This window comes from Streptomyces sp. NPDC052396 (assembly GCF_044593195.1).
Lineage (GTDB): Bacteria > Actinomycetota > Actinomycetes > Streptomycetales > Streptomycetaceae > Streptomyces.
The window spans coordinates 1-16,274 of the sequence record NZ_JBIUAW010000009.1 but is presented as its reverse complement, the minus strand read 5'-3'; the positions used below and the strand labels follow the sequence as shown (position 1 = coordinate 16,274).

14 protein-coding genes and 2 pseudogenes are annotated in these 16,274 nt (G+C 71.2%); 8 read left to right on the top strand and 8 right to left on the bottom strand.

Annotation, left to right across the window (positions count from 1 at the left end; all coding sequences use genetic code 11):
• Positions 1 to 122: 122 nt before the first annotated feature.
• Together ACIHFE_RS23595 and ACIHFE_RS23590 are read right to left on the bottom strand one after the other, a co-directional pair.
• Complete coding sequence (locus ACIHFE_RS23595; RefSeq protein WP_400109347.1) at positions 123 to 1,229, bottom strand: oxidoreductase; 1,107 nt, start codon at positions 1,227 to 1,229, stop codon at positions 123 to 125.
• A gap of 193 nt (positions 1,230 to 1,422) precedes the next feature.
• Entirely contained in the window at positions 1,423 to 3,378 is a 1,956-nt protein-coding gene (locus tag ACIHFE_RS23590) for a Xaa-Pro dipeptidyl-peptidase (RefSeq protein ID WP_400109345.1), read from the bottom strand.
• A 201-nt stretch (positions 3,379 to 3,579) separates the two neighbouring features.
• Between ACIHFE_RS23590 and ACIHFE_RS23585 the strand changes: the two genes are divergently transcribed.
• Positions 3,580 to 5,118, top strand: a complete 1,539-nt coding sequence (locus tag ACIHFE_RS23585) for a M1 family metallopeptidase (protein ID WP_400109343.1) — start codon at positions 3,580 to 3,582, stop codon at positions 5,116 to 5,118.
• 186 nt (positions 5,119 to 5,304) lie between these two features.
• A complete protein-coding gene (locus ACIHFE_RS23580; protein WP_400109341.1) occupies positions 5,305 to 6,051 on the top strand; it encodes a MerR family transcriptional regulator in 747 nt (248 codons plus the stop codon).
• Positions 6,052 to 6,058: 7 nt separating this feature from the next.
• Here ACIHFE_RS23580 and ACIHFE_RS23575 read toward each other — a convergent pair whose 3' ends face one another.
• Complete coding sequence (locus tag ACIHFE_RS23575; RefSeq protein ID WP_400109339.1) at positions 6,059 to 6,673, bottom strand: YitT family protein; 615 nt, start codon at positions 6,671 to 6,673, stop codon at positions 6,059 to 6,061.
• Between the two features lie 331 nt (positions 6,674 to 7,004).
• On the opposite strand from ACIHFE_RS23575, the gene ACIHFE_RS23570 reads away from it, so the two are divergent.
• From ACIHFE_RS23570 to ACIHFE_RS23555, 4 genes are read left to right on the top strand one after another with little or no spacing between them, the layout of a single operon-like run.
• On the top strand, positions 7,005 to 7,661 hold the full coding sequence (locus ACIHFE_RS23570; RefSeq protein WP_400109338.1) for a DUF6875 domain-containing protein: 657 nt from the start codon (positions 7,005 to 7,007) through the stop codon (positions 7,659 to 7,661).
• Positions 7,658 to 8,542: a tryptophan 2,3-dioxygenase gene (locus ACIHFE_RS23565; protein WP_400109336.1), complete on the top strand. Its 885-nt coding sequence runs from the start codon at positions 7,658 to 7,660 to the stop codon at positions 8,540 to 8,542. The genes ACIHFE_RS23570 and ACIHFE_RS23565 overlap by 4 nt, the downstream gene beginning before the upstream one ends.
• Positions 8,539 to 9,765, top strand: coding sequence for a kynureninase (locus ACIHFE_RS23560; protein WP_400109334.1), 1,227 nt, complete (start codon positions 8,539 to 8,541; stop codon positions 9,763 to 9,765). The genes ACIHFE_RS23565 and ACIHFE_RS23560 overlap by 4 nt, the downstream gene beginning before the upstream one ends.
• Positions 9,762 to 10,541: an SDR family NAD(P)-dependent oxidoreductase gene (locus ACIHFE_RS23555; protein ID WP_400109332.1), complete on the top strand. Its 780-nt coding sequence runs from the start codon at positions 9,762 to 9,764 to the stop codon at positions 10,539 to 10,541. Before ACIHFE_RS23560 ends, ACIHFE_RS23555 begins: the two co-directional genes overlap by 4 nt.
• 111 nt (positions 10,542 to 10,652) lie before the next feature.
• Here the strand turns inward: ACIHFE_RS23555 and ACIHFE_RS23550 are convergent, their stop codons facing one another.
• From ACIHFE_RS23550 to ACIHFE_RS23535, 4 genes and pseudogenes are all read right to left on the bottom strand, one after another.
• Complete coding sequence (locus ACIHFE_RS23550; protein WP_400109718.1) at positions 10,653 to 11,837, bottom strand: RNA polymerase sigma factor; 1,185 nt, start codon at positions 11,835 to 11,837, stop codon at positions 10,653 to 10,655.
• Between the two features lie 50 nt (positions 11,838 to 11,887).
• Complete coding sequence (locus tag ACIHFE_RS23545; protein ID WP_400109330.1) at positions 11,888 to 12,235, bottom strand: YciI family protein; 348 nt, start codon at positions 12,233 to 12,235, stop codon at positions 11,888 to 11,890.
• Positions 12,235 to 13,014 (bottom strand): SRPBCC domain-containing protein, encoded by a 780-nt coding sequence (locus ACIHFE_RS23540; protein ID WP_400109328.1) that lies wholly within the window; start codon positions 13,012 to 13,014, stop codon positions 12,235 to 12,237. Before ACIHFE_RS23540 ends, ACIHFE_RS23545 begins: the two co-directional genes overlap by 1 nt.
• Positions 13,015 to 13,088: 74 nt before the next feature.
• Positions 13,089 to 13,404: pseudogene (locus tag ACIHFE_RS23535) on the bottom strand (DJ-1/PfpI family protein); the annotation flags it as partial.
• 225 nt (positions 13,405 to 13,629) lie between these two features.
• On the opposite strand from ACIHFE_RS23535, the pseudogene ACIHFE_RS23530 reads away from it, so the two are divergent.
• Positions 13,630 to 14,485, top strand: a pseudogene (locus ACIHFE_RS23530) (alpha/beta fold hydrolase).
• 116 nt (positions 14,486 to 14,601) lie between these two features.
• Here ACIHFE_RS23530 and ACIHFE_RS23525 read toward each other — a convergent pair.
• Positions 14,602 to 15,543 (bottom strand): alpha/beta fold hydrolase, encoded by a 942-nt coding sequence (locus ACIHFE_RS23525; protein ID WP_400109326.1) that lies wholly within the window; start codon positions 15,541 to 15,543, stop codon positions 14,602 to 14,604.
• A gap of 73 nt (positions 15,544 to 15,616) precedes the next feature.
• Between ACIHFE_RS23525 and ACIHFE_RS23520 the strand changes: the two genes are divergently transcribed.
• Complete coding sequence (locus tag ACIHFE_RS23520) at positions 15,617 to 16,183, top strand: helix-turn-helix domain-containing protein (protein WP_400109324.1); 567 nt, start codon at positions 15,617 to 15,619, stop codon at positions 16,181 to 16,183.
• Positions 16,184 to 16,274 lie beyond the last annotated feature (91 nt).

Sequence of the window (16,274 nt, the reverse complement as noted above, 5' to 3'; positions counted from 1 at the left end):
AAAACTGCGGATTTCAAGCACTCGGGCACCGGTGACCGCTTGGGAAACTGTTGGCCATTCTCTCAGGTTGTTTTCGGCGGTCCTCTCATCCATACGGATGCCGCCGGAACGAGTGAGGCCGGTCAGCGCCGGGCTGACCGGTCGGTACGGAGCCGACGGGCCGGCCCGGTCCGGCCGGGCACCCCGGCGACCAGCACATCCCCGAAGGCGCGGGCCACCACATAGCCGCCACCGCCCAGGCCGTCCAGCGGCAGCCGGTGCACTCCCGGCGCCAGGCGCCCTTCGAACAGGCAGTGCACCCGCTCCCGGCGCAGGGCGTCCCGCCAGTATCCGGTCAGCCGCACCCGGCAGGCGCCGCGCACTTCCAGCCGGGCCCAGCCGTCGACGGTGGTCAATGTCACCAGCCGCCGCTGTGCGCGGGGGGTCTGCTGCAGGGCCTGTTCCAGCTGGGCGACCAGCGGCGGCACCAGCGGGGCCGGCGCCTCCACAAACACCGTGTCCGCATTCGCGGCCGCGAACGCCGCCCGGACTGCCGCCCGCTCCCGCTCGCCCGCCGCCGGGTCGATCACCACCGCGCCATAGCGCCGCAGCTCCTCCCGCGCGGTCGCGGCCACATCCCCGGTGAGGTCAGTGCCGATGCCAATGGAGCGCAGCGCGGCGGCCAGCCGGACAAACAGCGCCACCCGCCGCCCCACCAGCAGCACCTGCCGGACCAGGGCGGGGGTGTCAAGGAGCAGCCGCTCCAGCACCCCGTCGTACTGCTCGGCCCGGAAGCGGAACGGACCGGCCCGGGGGTAGCGGTCCCGCTCGGTGACCGGCCGGTCACCGGTCTGCCAGGCGAAGTCCCGCCAGATCACCGCCGCGCCCCGGCGCTCGATGACCGCGGTCACCACCCCACAGTCCAGCCCTTCGCATTCGGGACAGCCGTAAACGATCCGGCGCCCGCCGCCGAGCCCGGACTCGCGCTCCAGCAGCAGCCCGCGCACCTGCGAGGTGAACAGCGAGGGCCCCAGATCGGCGGCCAGCGGCGAGACCGCGTCCACGACGTCCCGGGCATCCCGGGCATCCCGGACGTCGCGGCCGTCCGGCTCGTCCAGCCGCAGCAGTAGCGACCGCCCGTCCACGATGAAGTCCAGGAACTCCCGGTGCGCCTGGTATCCGCCCCCGGCGAGCACCGCGCCGGCCCTGGTCGCCCGCGCCACCTCGAACGTCGCGTACTCCGCAGCCATGTACCGAGTATTCCCGGCCAGTTGGGCGATTTTTACCCCCAACACCCGCCGTTCCGGGCGAGTTTACCCAAGCCTGGTACGGCACCCGCGCCCCGTAAGGGGCGCGGGGCGGCTGTTGTCATGCGGCTCCGCCGGGTGGGCGCGACCGGCCATGACCGGCCCGCGGTTGCGTCACCGCACTTTCGGCGGAGGGTCAGGGCAGGCGGTTGAGGCCCGGAATCCCCACCACCCGCGGCGACTTGGCCGGCACCGACGGCGGTGTGCCGCCCAGCGCCCGGGCCAGCGCCGGATATCCGCCGACCAGCGGCAGACGGGCCGAGGTGCGGTGCAGGTCCACGCTCACCTTGGGGGTGCTCGCGGCCGGCACGATCAGCCCGGCGTCGGTGCCGGCGATCACCAGGGCCAGCCGGTGGCCGGCCGGCACCACATGGTCGGTGGCGGCCAGGTCCAGGGTGATGGTGTAGGCCCTGCCGGGCGTGATCTCCCGGCTGTGACCGAGCGAGGCGTAGTGGCCGAGGTCGGCCCAGCCGCGGCTGAAGACGGTGCGGTCCACCCGCTCGGTGTCGGCCGCGGTCTTCTTGAAGCAGCCGGTGTCACCGGTGTTGCCGCTGCCGAAGCACTCCCGGTCCGCCAGGGTGGTGATGCCCTCGCCGTCCGCGGCGTAGTTGCGGATGACGGACGGCCCCAGATCGACCAGCACCGCCGACAGATGCGCCGAGCCGGTGGAGGGGGTGACCCGCACGGTCACCGTGGACGAGCCGGACAGCCGCAGCTCATGGCTGAGCGGGCCGGTGAGGAAGGCGGCCTTGTCCGGGGTCGGCTGGTCGATGGCGGCCGCCCAGTCGCTCTCACTGCGCTTGGGGTCGTCGGTGAAGCTCTCGGTGGCTCCGGTGGGCGCGGCCTTGACGGCCAGCCCGCCGACGCCGGCCGCCGGGCCCGCCACCGGGCGCAGGGTGGTGGCCCGGGTGCCGGCGGGCGGCCACACCCGGTCGGTGGTCCACACATCGGGAGCCCGCTCCACATCGGCCATCGGCTCGCGCTCGATGCCGTTGTCATAGCCCAGCAGGTAGTGGTCGAACCAGCGGTGCAGGGTGGGCACCCAGGCACCGCGGCGGAAGTCGAAGGGGTCCACATGCCCGGTCTGGGACAGCCAGATCTTGCGCTGCACCCCGTGCGCGGCCAGCGCGTCCCACCACTGACCCAGGTGCTTGGTGCGCACATTGAGGTCCTGCATGCCATGGACGGCAAAGACGCTGGCCTTCACCTTGCCCGCGTCGGGCACATAGTCGCGCTCGCTCCACAGCCCGGTCCAGTCGCCGGTGCGCGGCGCGCCCTTGGCCAGCTTCTGCTGTACGGCCTGGCAGTGCGCCTTGGCCTGCGGGCTCTCCACATAGCCGGCCAGGTCGTCGGGCCCGCCGTCGTAGAGCGCGGCGCCCTTGGCGAAGTAGTAGTCGTACCAGGAGCTGATGCCCCCGATGGGGACGATGGTCTTCAGGCCCCTGACCCCGGTGGCGGCCACCCCGTTGGCGATGGTGGCGTCCCAGCTCTTGCCGATCAAGCCCACCGCGCCGGTGGTCCAGTCCGCCTTGACCCGGCTGCCGCCGGTGCGTGAACCGTAGCCGCGGGCCCGGCCGTTGAGCCAGTCGACCACCGCCTTGGCGGACTGGATGTCGGAGCGTCCGCCCACATCCACACAGCCGTCGGAACGGTTGGTTCCGGCGAGGTCGACCAGCGCCACCGCATAGCCGCGCGGTACGAAGTAGTTGTCGTAGTAGAGCGGGAACTGGACCGGCCGGCCCTGGGCGTCATAGGTCTTCTTCTGGCTCTCGTTGCCGCGCCCGCAGCAGGAGTAGTAGGGGCTGGCATCCATGATCACCGGTACTCTGCGGCCCTGTTGGGCCGCCTCCCGGGGCCGGATGATGTCCACGGCCACCCGGTCGGTGTGACCGGCCGCGGTGGGGGCGGCCACCCATACCGTCTCGCGGATGGCCTTGTCGTAGGAGTAGACGGGTCTGCTCTCGCCGCCCCGCCCCCCGGCCGCCGCGTGCGCCGTACCCGGCGGCGCGGCGAACACCGCCAGCAGGGCGGCAACGGCCGTGAGGACAAGGGCTGTCCAGGATATGCGGGTGTCCCGCGTGACTTTCAGCACGGGCGGAGGGTACGCGGGTCAACTCGCGCAACAGAAGGGTATGTGCCGAGGAGTTCATCCGACGGACTGCCCGGAACCCGTCCATGTCGGGCGCATGTCGATCGCATGACGGGAATGGCCATGGACATTCCGGTGTGCGGAGTGAGTACATAGTCTGCGGTCAGCGAACGATCTTCCGCCCCCGACGAGTTGGAGTGTCCCGTGCGTCACAGACTCCTGGTTCCGAGCGCCGCCGCTGCCGCCGCCTTCCTGCTGCTGGCCGTGCCCGCCTCGGCCGCAGAGCCCAAGCCGGGCGCGCCGAGCATCGGCGACTCGTACTACCCGGACGCCGGCAACGGCGGGTACCACATCTCGCACTACGACCTGCGGCTGAAGTACCAGCCCAGGACCGACCTGCTGGACGGCACGGCCACCCTCACCGCCACCGCCACCCAGGACCTGTCCCGCTTCGACCTGGACTTCCTGCTGGACGTCAAGGAGGTGCTGGTCAACGGGAAGAAGGCGGCCTTCGCCAAGTCGGGGGTGCACAAGCTGGAGGTCACCCCGGCCACCGCGCTCCCCCAGGGCAAGTCCCTGACCATTGTGGTCCGTTACAGCGGCACCCCCTCCCAGGTGAAGGTGGGCGGCTTCTCCGCCTGGCAGCGCACTCCGGACGGCGGGGTGGCGGCCCAGGAGCCGGAGGGGGCGGCCTGGTGGTACCCCAGCAACGACCACCCGCAGGACAAGGCCACTTACGACATCTCGGTCTCGGTGCCGGACGACGTCCAGGCCATCAGCAACGGCGTGCTGGCCGCCAAGTCCTCCAGGCTGGGCTGGACCCGCTACAACTGGCGCTCCACCAAGCCGCAGGCGACGTATCTGACCACGCTGGCGGTGGGCAAGTTCGACATCACCACGGACACCACCGCCAACGGCCTGCCGGTGGTCAACGCCTACAGCAAGGACCTGGGCGACAACTACGATTCGGCCAAGGCCAGCGTCGAGCGCAGCAGCGAGGTGATCGACTGGGAGAGCACGGTCTTCGGCCCGTACCCCTTCACCGCGGTCGGCGGCTATGTGCCCAATGTCCCCACGCACTTCGCCCTGGAGACCCAGAGCCGGCCGTTCTACAGCCCGGCCCAGTTCGGCAATGGCGCCAATGTCTCGGTGGTGGTGCATGAACTGGCCCACCAGTGGTTCGGGGACAGCGTCTCGGTCCACGACTGGCGCGACATCTGGCTCAACGAGGGCTTCGCCTCCTACGCCCAGTGGCTGTGGTCGGAGAAGGAGAACGAGGGCAGCGCTCAGCAGCTCGCCGACTACATCTACAACCTCCACCCGGACACCGACGCCTTCTGGTCGGTCAAGCCGGGTGACCCGGGCGCGGACAAGCAGTTCGACGCCGCGGTCTACGACCGGGGCCCCATCGCGCTGCAGGCGCTGCGCAACCAGGTCGGCGACAAGGTGTTCTTCGACATCCTCAAGGGCTGGACGACCACCAACCGCTATGGCAACGCCTCGGTCCAGGACTTTGTGAAGTACGCCGAGAAGGTCTCCGGCAAGCCGCTGGCGGAGCTCTTCGACACCTGGCTGTTCACCACCACCAAGCCGTCGGCCGCCGAGGCCGCCAAGTGGGGCATCGGGGTGCCCGCCAAGAGCGCCGCGGGCGCCAAGGGTGCCCGGCACGGCCTGGCCGCCTCCCCGGCCAAGCCGGCGCAGCCCAAGTCCTGGAAGCAGATCCAGGACTCGCACCGCCGCTGATCTCAGTGCCGCCCAGGGCCCGCCGTACCCCAGGGGTACGGCGGGCCCGCCGCGTTCCGGGCCGGCCGCCGGTGGGACAACACCACTGGCACACCCATACTGTTGGGCTGCGAAGCACGCGGACGACAGCACGCGGACCAAAACGCGGGAACGACAGCGCGGAACGAAAAGAGCGAGGCATCACCGATGGCCCTGGACACCGACGAACCCCGTCTCACCATCGACGAGCTGGCCGCCCGCGCCGGAGTGACCGTACGCACCATCCGCTTCTACGGCACCCGGGGCCTGCTTCCCCCGCCGGAGCTGGGCCCGCGCCGGGTCGGCCACTACGGGCCCGGCCACCTCTCCCGGCTGGCGCTCATCGAGGACCTCCAGCACCAGGGCCTGACCCTGGCCGCCATCGAGCGCTATGTCCGGCGGCTGCCGGACGACCTCAGCGCGCATGACCTCGCCATCCACCGTGCGGTGGTGGCCTCCTGGGTTCCCGACCGGGCCGAACAGGCCACCCTCGCCCAGCTGGAGCGCCGGGCCGGCCGGCCGCTCACCGAGGACGACCTGGACCGGCTGGCCGCCATGGACATCCTGGAGCACGAGGGCGAGCAGACCTTCCGGGTGGACCCCGGACTCCTGGGCGTGGGGCTGCAGTTGCTCAACCTCCCGATGGGCCTGGACACCATCCTGTCCGCCCGGGCCGTACTGCTCGACCACGCCCGGGCCACCGCCCGCGAGCTGACCCGCCTCTTCCACTCCGAGGTGTGGGGCCCCTACCGCGAACGCGAGCCGGACCCCGAGCAGGTGGAGACCATGCGGACCCTCTCCGCCCATATGCAGCCGCTGGTGGTGCAGGCCCTGGTGACCGCCTTCCAGCGCTCGCTCAACGAGGAACTGCGGGCGACCTACGGGCCCGAGGACCAGCCGCACCACACGCCCTGACGGCGGCTCACTCCTCGCCCCGGGCCACCACGGGCACCGCCTCGCCCGGCACGGTGATCACCCGCTGGAAGAACTGGATCAGCGGCCCGATGGCCAGCGCGTACAGGACCGTGCCCACCCCCACCGACCCGCCCAGCAGCCAGCCGACCACCAGCACCACCAGCTCGATTCCGGTGCGCACCAGGCGGGTAGGCCGTCCGGTGCGCCGGCACAGGCCCGTCATCAGGCCGTCGCGCGGGCCCGGTCCCAGCCGCGCGGAGATATAGAGCGCGGTGGCCAGTCCGTTGAGCACCATGCCGGTGAGCAGCAAGGGGATCCGGACGGCCAGTGCGTGCACCTCGGGCAGCAGGCGCAGGCTGGCGTCGATACCCAGGCCGACCAGCAGCACATTGGAGAGCGTGCCCATGCCCGGCCGTTCACGCAGCGGGATCCACAGCAGCAGGACCACCACCGAGGCGAGGATCACCACGGTGCCGATGGACAGGCCGGTGCGCCGGGACACCCCCTGGTGGAAGACATCCCAGGAGTTGAGCCCCAGGGCCGCCTGGAGCTGGAGGGCCACACTGAAGCCGAACAGCACCAGCCCCGCGTAGAGGTGGACCAGGCGGCGGGCGAGATTCATCGGGGCCACTCTCCGGCGGGCGGGTCGGCGGACGGTGTCCTCATTGTTCCCTTGACCCCGGACATCTCAAGGAGTTGTCCAGCCCCCACAAGGGTGATTCCCGGCCATCCGGCGAGTACCGCTTGTCAGCGGCATAATCCGTGATCACCCGGATACCGCGACAAGATCCCTTTGCCCGGCGAATCACGGCAAACCCCGCGATCCACCACCCCGCCCGAACACGCATTTGACGCGGAAGCGCCTCCCGGTGAGCCCTCCGCTCCCAGGACTCTGACCTTGCTCCCGCCACCATCGGAGAGGGCGGGGCCGGACGGGGGTGGCAGCAGCAGTCATGGCCCATAACCACACCCCGGCGGTGGACTCACCGCCGGTTTCCGCCGCACTGGAGATCGCCCGCCGGTGGTTCCGGGAGTATCTGACCCGTTCCCACCAACTCATCGGCCGCAGCGGGCCGGTGTGCCCCTTTGTGGAACCGGCCCTCAAGGCGGGCTCCCTGGAGACCCGGGTGTGGGACACCGCCCCGGACACCGACACGGCCGGCCTGGTGCGGATCATCCGCCGGTTGACCGAGACCTTTGACGCCATGGCCTGGCAGGGCCGGAACCGCACCCTGCACGCGCTGGTCGTGGTGTTACCCGGCTTGCCGCCCGGCCGATTACCGCTGATGGACCGGGCACACTCCCTGATGAAGACCGAACTGGCCCAGCGTGGCCTGATGCTGGGGCAGTTCCACGCCGCCTGCGACGAACGAGCCGCGCGCAACCGGGAGTTCCCGGTCTCCCGCTCGCCCGTCCCCATGTTCGCGCTCCGCCATATGGCCTTTCACGATGTGATGTTCCTGCACACCGACCCCCGCTGGTTCGCCGCCTACCGCGCCCGCTATGGGGCCCGCTACCGCTCCGGGAGCGTGCCCGATCCGCTGTTCGCCGAGATCTTCGCCCAGGCCCAACGGACCTGGGGCCATGAGCAGGACAAAGGAGATTTGTGACCAGCACTCCACCGGACCTGGGCCTCGGCAGCGACGCCGAACGCGCCGCGACCTCCCAAGTCACCGGCGGCGACCCGCTGCTGGACTTCGAGGGCCGGAGCACCCCGTACATCGACTACCAGAGCATCACGGTCCTGCTCGGCCTCCAGCAACCCCGCTCCGACGCGCCCTCCGAGCTGACCTTCTACATCCTTGGACAGGTCAAGGAGCTGCTGTTCAAGCTGATCCACCAGGAAGCGGTGCGCACCCGGGGCCTGTTGGACGAGGACCGCGTCCCCGACGCGGTCTGGGCCCTGCGCCGCTCCCGCCGGGTGGTGGACCTGCTGGTCTCCTGCTGGGATGTGCTGGGCACCCTGGCCCCCACCGAGTTCAACGCCTTCCGCGACCACCTGGGCCAGGCATCCGGCTTCCAGTCGTATATGTACCGCATGGTGGAGTACGTCCTGGGCAACAAGGTCCCCGAACTCGCCCGCCCGCACCGCCGGGTGCCCGAGGTGCACCAGGCCGTTCAGCAGGCCCTGCGCTCCCCCAGCGTCTATGACGCCGCCCTCGCCCTGCTGGCCCGCCAGGGCGCGGACATCCCGCCCGCCCTGCTGGACCGCGACTTCTCCCTCCCCTACCGACCGGACGAGCGGGTGGAACGAGCCTGGGCCGAGGTCTACCGCGACTCCGGCCCCGCCGACCCCCTCTTCCTGCTCGCCGAAGCCCTGATGGATGTCGCCGAGGGAATGTCCCGCTGGCGGTCCCTCCATCTCCTCACCGTGGAGCGGGTGATCGGCTTCAAGCCGGGCACCGGCGGCACCCAGGGTGTGGCCTGGCTGCGCCGCATCAATGAGCACCGCTTCTTCCCGGAACTGTGGACCGCCAGGGGGCTGCTTTGACTCTTTCCGACCGGGCTCGCCGTCTGGACGCCGCCGATCCGCTGGCCGCCTTCCATGACCGTTTCCACCCCGTCCCCGAGGGAGCCCTGTTCCTCAACGGCGCCTCCCTGGGCCGTCTTCCGGCCGCCACCCCCGTCCTGCTGGACGAGCTGGTACGCGGCCGGTGGGGCGACCACCTCGCCCAGGCCCGCACCCAGTGGCTGGACCTGCCCCAGCGCATGGGCGACCGGATCGCCGAGGCGCTGCTGGGCGCCGAGCCGGGCGAGGCGGTGGTCAGCGACTGCACCAGCGTCAACCTCTACAAGCTGGCCGTCGCCGCCCTCCGCGCCCGCCCCGGCCGGACCACGGTGATCGTGGACGACGACAACTTCCCCACCGACCGTTATGTGATGGCCGGTGCCGCCGCCGAGGCGGGCGGCCAACTGCGCACCCTCCACACCGACCTCGACCTGGGCCCGGACCCGGCCGCTCTGCGCGCCGCGCTCGACGATACCGTGGCCCTGGTATGCCTCTCCCTGGTCTCCCCGCGCTCCGGCGCGCTGCTGGACATGGCAGCGGTCACCGAGACCGTGCACTCGGCCGGCGCCCTGATCCTCTGGGACCTCAGCCACGCCCTTGGCTCCGTCCCCCTCCAACTCAGCGCCTGCCAGGCCGACTTCGCCGTGGGCTCCACCTACAAACACCTGATGGCCGGCCCGGGCGCACCCGCCCTGCTCTATGTCCGCCGCCCGCTGCACGCCCTGACCACCCAGCCCGTCCAAGGCTGGTACGGCCACCGCGAACAGCTCGCCATGCGCCCCGACTACGACCCCGACCCCACCATCCGACGCTTTCTCACCGGCAGTCCGCCGGTGCTCTCCATGGCCGCCATCGGAGCCGGAGTCGATCTGCTCGCCGAGGCGGGCATGGACCGGGTACGGGCCAAGAGCCTTGCCCTGACCGCCTTCTTCCAGGAACTCGCCGACCGTGAACTGACCCCGCTCGGCTTCCGCCTGGCCGGCCCGCCCGACCCCGCCCAGCGCGGTGCCCACCTCACCTATGCGCACCACGCCGCCCATGACCTGGTCCCGCGCCTGGCCACCGCCGGTGTCTTCGTCGACCCCGCCCTCCCCGACCGGATCCGCATCACACCGGCTCCCCTGTCCACCCGCTTCACCGACCTCTGCGAAGCCGTCACCCGTATCCGCCAAGTCGCCCACTCCCATGAGAAGGAGACCGCGTGAGCGAGCGTTCCCGCCCCCGGGCCCTGGTCACCGGCGCCTCCCGGGAGACCGGCATCGGTGCCGCCGTCGCCACCGCCCTGGCGGCCCGGGGCGCCGCCGTCGCGGTGCACTGCCGGGCCGACACCAAGGCGGGCGAGGCGGTGGTCCAAGGCCTCCCCGGCGACGGCCACTTCACCGTCACCGGCGACCTGTCCGACCCGCAGACCGTCTCCCGGGTGGTGGGCGAGGCCGTCGACGGCCTGGGCGGCCTGGACATCCTCGTCAACAACTCCGGCATCTACCTCGAACACCCCATCGCCACCACCCCCTACGACCAGTGGCAGCGGATGTGGCGGCGCCACCTCGACATCAACCTGCTGGCCGCCGCCAACACCGCCTGGTGCGTGGTCGACCACCTGCTGCACCGCCCCGAGGGCCCCGCGGGCGGCCGCATCATCATGATCGGTTCACGCGGCGCCTACCGCGGTGAACCGGACGTCCCCGCCTATGGCGCCAGCAAGGCCGCCCTGCACGCCCTGGCCCAGTCCCTGGCCGTCTCCCTGGGCCCGCACCGCATCGCCGTGGCCGCCCTGGCCGTGGGCTTCACCCGCACCGACCTGACCACCGGCCTGCTGGACGACCCCGCCACCGCCCGGTCCGTCCTCGCCCAGCACCCCATCGGCCGGGTCGCCGACCCCGCCGAGATCGCCTCAGCCGTGGCCTGGTTCACCTCACCGGAGGCGGAGTTCGCCACGGGGGCGGTGCTGCATCTGAACGGAGCGTCGTATCTGCACTGAGCGCCCCAACCGGCTCAGAGCTTCAAACGGCGCACCAGGCACGCCACCGGCCCGGGCGGCGATCTCCCGCACTCGCGCACCGGCGAATCCCCTGAGCGGCCGGCCGCTCGCTCACCCCGTGGATCTGATGCGTTCCAGGAGGAATTCCTGTTCGGCGGCATTGCCGCTGAGCGCCAGGGCCGACTGATAGGCGGCGATCGCTTCGCTGTGCCGGCCCAGTCGGTGCAGCAGGTCGGCCTTTGCCGCATGGAGGTAGCGGTAGCCGGCCAGCCGGCCATCATGTTCGAGTGCCTGGATCTCGGTGAGAGCGGCCTGCGGCCCGTCGACCATGGAGCCGGCGACCGCACGGTTGAGTGCGACGACGGGTGACGGCCAGATCCGCAGCAACTCATCGTAGAGGGTGCGGATTTGCGGCCAGTCGGTTTCCGGGTAGCCGGGTGCCTGGGCGTGCAGAGCCGCGATCGCGGCCTGGAGGCCGAAGCGGCCCGGCGGGCCGGCGGTGAGCGCCGCGATCACCAGCTGGTCGGCCTCGGCGATCAGGGCACGGTCCCATTGGGACCGGTCCTGCTCCTGCAGGCGCAGCAGCCGGCCCTGGCCGTCGGTCCGGGTGGCGCGACGCGCCTGGTGGGCGAGCAGCAGCGCCAGCAGGCCGGCGGTCTCGCCGTTTCCCGGCAGCAGTCGGTGCAGCATCCGTGCCAGGTCCAGGGCGCGATCGGTGAGGTCCTCACGAACCAGACGATCGCCGGAGTGCGCGGTGTGTCCGGTGGTGTAGAGCAGGTGGATGACGGCGAGTACGGCATCCACCCGGGCCGGCAGTTCGTCCGGCGACGGCGTGGCATAGGGGATGCGAGCCAGGGCGATCTTCTTCTTGGCGCGGGTGAGGCGAGCGGCCATCGTGGTCTGCGGGACCAGGAACGCATGGGCGATATCGGGCGTCGCCACGCCGCACACCAGCCGCAGGGTGAGCGCGATCCGGGCCTCCGGTGCCAGCGCCGGATGGCAGCAGATGAAGACCAGCCGCAGCCGGTCATCGCCGATCGGATCGGCGACCGTGCCGGAGCCCGGCCCGTCACCGGCCCCGGCCGGCTCGACCAGCAGCGGCAGCTTGGCCTCCAGCGTCCGACGGCGACGCATGGCATCGAGCGCCGACCGGCGGGCGACCGTGGTCAGCCAGGCCCCGGGGCGATCCGGTACCCCGTCCTGAGCCCAGCTGCCGAGCGCCCGGACATAGGCGTCCTGCACGGCCTCCTCGGCGGCGTCCAGATCGTGGGTCACGCGCACCGTCGCGGCGAGCACCACTGCCCACTCACGACGGTGCGCCTCGGCGACCGCCTCGGCGACGGTGCTCAGTTGTCCTCCATGATCTGCAGGCCGGCCAGCGGCCGGACCTCGACTCCGCCGTTGACCACCGGCGTCAGCCGGGCCAGCGCCAGGGCATGGTCAAGGTCGCGGGCCTCGATCACAAAGACCCCGGCCAGCGCCTCCTTGGTCTCGATAAACGGGCCATCGGTGATCACGTCATCCCGAAGCGCCGTCGCGGTATCGGACGCTTCCAGCGCCATCCCCGCGACGATCCGGCCGCCCTGTTCGGCGATCCGCTCCGGCAGCTGCTCGTGGGCCCGGAGAACCGCCGGTGGCAACTCGGCGTTCTCACGGTTCTCCCGTTCGAAGATCAGCACCGCGTACTGGGGCATCACACTCCCGCCTCTCCGGTCGCCGCCTCGGCGAACACCTTCTCCAGCCAGCCGCTCCAGGCCAGAGTGGCGGACTGTTCCTCGGCCTGGTCGGTGAACAGATGGTGCGCGACACCGACGGGCATGCCCCAGGCGTCACGGCCGTAGAAGCGGTAGAGCGCGTTGGTGCCGCGCACACCGAGAAAGTGCCTGGTGGTGTAGTCGACAACGCCGTCGATCGGCTCCAGCCCCTCGGGCGCAAGCCGTACCCGGTCGCCGACCGCGACGCCCTCGCTGATTCCCAACGCCCGGCGCAGCAGCGGAAATCCGCCGCGGGCCGAGGACTCCTGGGCCTGTGCACGGACGTAGACCGCGTCCCGCCCACGGAAATGACGCAGGTACTCGCCCAGTGAGTGGTAGTAGAACGCCGTGTGCTGCCGGCAGGCGTCGAGCAGCCGGTCGTAGTCCGCGCCGAATACGCCACGGTGCCTGAACCTCAGATAGCTGCCGGCGCCCCGGGGTTCGAGCCGGTAGTCCAGCTCATTACAGCCCTCCCCGTCGTCCTCGGACCGCGTGACAAAGTGCCGTGGCCGGTCCCACACGATCACCCGTCCACCGCCGGGAGTCAGTCCCCGCTCGGCGCCGCCGCGCCACGGCTCGTACGCGATATTCCAGTACCAGCCGGTGGTATGGACGGTGAAGGCCGCCCACACCTCCTCGGGGCTCGCCGACAGCTCGCCCTCCCAATCCACCTCGAACCGCTGACCCATCGGCCCTCCCACGTCGACTTCGATGGCCATCCTCTATGGCCCTTCACCACTGACGACGCACGGGACCCACCGAAATCGACAGCACCGGGAGAGACGATATGCGTTCAGCTCTTCACCGGAGCCGCTTCCCGCAACAACCCGAGGAACGCCCGCATCCACGCCGGATGATCCGGCCAGGCCCGGGCGGAGACCAGATTGCGCCCCGTGGCAGATCTGGGCAACCGGCTTTCCCTCGGCGAAGAAGTGGCGGACGATCCGCGCGAAGTCCGCGTCCAGCCGCAGATATTCGGGCGCCCGCCCACCGGGGATGACCAGGGCCGCGTACCGGGCCGGAGCCACCTCCGCGAAGGCGAGATCGGCGGGCCAGGAGTGTCCCGGTTTCTCGGTGTAGGTGTCGAACCCGTCCACGAAGTCGTGCACGCTGCGATCCCCCGCCCCGGCGCAACATCCGGCGATCAAAGAGGTGCCGGCCGCCGAGAGCGCCGCTCGCTGACCGGACGGCGACCCCCGAGATGCGTCTGCCAGCCTGCCGGGCCAAAGAGTTACCCCCCTGCGGCAGCCGCGAACACCGTCACGCCGTACATTCGACACTGGGGTGAAGGGTGCTGCCCCTGCTCTCGACGCCAGGAACCCTAGGAGAGCGCCATGCCGACCTTGAAGGCCCCCGATGGAACCCAACTCGCCTACCACCTCAGGGGTGAGGGCGCACCGCTGATCTGCCTGCCCGGCGGGCCCATGCGTGCCTCCGCCTATCTCGGTGATCTCGGCGGGCTGTCGGCGCACCGCCGGCTGGTGATGCTCGACCTCCGGGGCACGGGCGACTCCGGCGTTCCCGCCGACCCGGCGACCTACCGCTGTGACCGGCAGGTCGCCGATGTCGAGGCGCTGCGCGCTCATCTCGGCCTGGAGCGTGCCGACTTACTGGCCCACTCCGCGGGCGGTGACCTCGCCATCCTCTACGCGGCCCGGTATCCGCGGCGCATCCGCACCCTGACCCTGGTGACGGCCCGGGCCCGGGCCCTGGGCGTCGACTTCACCGAGGAGCACCGCCGGGAGGCGGCCGCCCTTCGTACGGCCGAGCCATGGTTCAAGGAGGCGCACCGCGCCTATGAGGCCATCTGGGCCGGTTCCGGTGACGACGCCGACTGGGACGCCATCATCCCCTTCTTCTATGGCCGTTGGCGCGGTCGCGCAGGCGCATGCCGCGGCGGAGGCCGCCCAGAGCAACGCGGAGGCGGCGGAGCACTACGCGGCCGACGGAGCCTTCGCTCCCGCCGGGACCCGCGCCGCCATCGCCACCACCCTGACCTCGCCGGTGCTGCTGCTCGCCGGTGAGCTGGACGGCGGCCCGCTCCCCCGGGTCGCCACCACCATCGCCGGACTGTTCCCGCACGCCCAGCTGGCCGTGCAGCCGGGGGCCGGGCACTATCCCTGGCTGGACGACCGGCTGCGCTTCGTCCGGACCGTCGCCTCCTTCCTCGGCCGCGGCCCCAGGCCGTAGAGCGCCTCCCGGCAGGACGCTCCATCGGCCCCCTGCCAGGCCACAAAGCCGTCGGGCCGTCGGGCTTTCCCGGCTGGTCCATACATCGCGGCGGCCGTTTATGACTGCGAGCCGCTCTACGGGTGTGCGCGATCGAGGTGTCCCCGTACCGCGGCCACAAACTCGGCCGGGTGGCTGAGCTGTGGTGCGTGGCCGGCTCCCGCGATGTACGTGACCACGGCCCGCGGCAGCTTCCCCGCCAGCACGGTATTGATCATCCGGAGTGCGGGCATGGTCGCCGTGCCGGTGGTCAGCGTGAGCGCTCCGGGGAACGCGGCGAGGCGGTCCAGGTCGAGCGTGTAGTGGTCCGGGTCGTGGTACTGATCGAGCCAGGTGCCGGCATTGGCCACCATGGTCGCGCGTTGTTCCGGGGTGAACAGCTCCTCCCAACTGCCCGGCCCGAAGGCGCACTTCTCGGCGAAGAGCCGTATGGCATCCTCGGGCCGGCCGGCGTTGATCAGCGCCGCGACCTCGGTCACCTGCCGCTTGGTGCCGGCCAGCAGAGGTTCCCCCCGCGGGTCGCCGGCCAGCAGCGGATACGCCGGGGGCTCATGCACCAGAACGCTGCGCGCCAGCGTCGGATGCCGGGCCGCGGCCAGGAGGACGACCAGCGCGCCATAGGAGTGGCCGACCAGATGGGCCGAGCCGTCGGCCGGCTCCATGACGACCGCGGCCAGGTCGTCGGCGTGCTCATGGAGGCTGCCCTGGCCGGGAGGGGCGCTGCTCGCGCTGTGGCCGCGCCGGTCGTAGCGGATGACGGCGACGTCCCTGCCGAGGAGGGGAGCCACTCGGTCCCAGCTGTGCCGGTCGTCCCAGGAGCCGTGTACGAACACCATCGGGATGCCGTCCGAGTCCCGCTGCCACGCCAGTCTCGCTCCGCCGGTCGACAGCGCGTCATGGGCCGGGCCGCACGCCGCCGAGGGGGAAGCCGCCGCGATCTGTGTCGCGACAACACCCGCGGTACCGGCGGCGACGCCGCCCAGCAGAAACCGTCGACTTACCTTTGTGTCAAGTCCCATGACTCACAGGCAATCAGACCCTGATCTTCGGCGCAATGGCCGGTACCGGATTCCGGTGATCTACCCTCACGGTATGGCGAACGAGGAACCGGACCCGCTGGCCGGACTGGGCGAACGCGTGCGCCGGTTGCGCACCGCTCATGGACTGAGCCAGCAGCAACTGGCCACCCATAGCGGGGTCAGTGAGGCCCATGTGTCCCGGCTGGAGGGCGGCACCCGACTGCCCTCCCTTCAGGTGCTGGCCAGGATCGCCGAGGGACTGGACGTCGCGCTCGCGGACCTGTTCGCCGAGGAGCGGCCCGGCTCACCCGCCCTTGTGCAACGCGGGGACCAGGCCCCGACCGTGCGCGTCGACGGGGGCACCATGCAGGTGCTGACACCCGCCGCCGTCACGCTCGGCCTGTACGCGGCGCGCTATGTCATAGAGCCGGACGCCCCGGACCGTGGCCCGGTGCGGCATGAGGGTCGCAACTGGCTGTATGTACTTCGCGGCCGGCTGCGCATCGACTTCGAGCAGGAGAGCTTCCGGCTCCGGGCCGGCGACGGTGCGGCCGTCGACGCGACCCGACCGCACCGGCTCACCGCCGAGGGCAACCGCGCCGTCGAGTTCCTGGCCGTCGGCCGGACCCACGACTACTAGACGAGTCTTTCCGAACGCGTTCAGTGGTCGTAGGCGGTCAGTGAGCGGCTGACCGCCTGGCCGGTGCGGAAGTTGTGCCAGATCGCGGCGG

Coding starts and splice junctions, on each gene's coding strand:
- ACIHFE_RS23570 (WP_400109338.1), top strand. CDS start 7,005: ATGGCCCATAACCACACCCCGGCGGTGGACTCACCGCCGGTTTCCGCC.
- ACIHFE_RS23580 (WP_400109341.1), top strand. CDS start 5,305: ATGGCCCTGGACACCGACGAACCCCGTCTCACCATCGACGAGCTGGCC.
- ACIHFE_RS23595 (WP_400109347.1), bottom strand. CDS start 1,229: ATGGCTGCGGAGTACGCGACGTTCGAGGTGGCGCGGGCGACCAGGGCC.
- ACIHFE_RS23525 (WP_400109326.1), bottom strand. CDS start 15,543: ATGGGACTTGACACAAAGGTAAGTCGACGGTTTCTGCTGGGCGGCGTC.
- ACIHFE_RS23575 (WP_400109339.1), bottom strand. CDS start 6,673: ATGAATCTCGCCCGCCGCCTGGTCCACCTCTACGCGGGGCTGGTGCTG.
- ACIHFE_RS23520 (WP_400109324.1), top strand. CDS start 15,617: ATGGCGAACGAGGAACCGGACCCGCTGGCCGGACTGGGCGAACGCGTG.
- ACIHFE_RS23540 (WP_400109328.1), bottom strand. CDS start 13,014: ATGGCCATCGAAGTCGACGTGGGAGGGCCGATGGGTCAGCGGTTCGAG.
- ACIHFE_RS23545 (WP_400109330.1), bottom strand. CDS start 12,235: ATGCCCCAGTACGCGGTGCTGATCTTCGAACGGGAGAACCGTGAGAAC.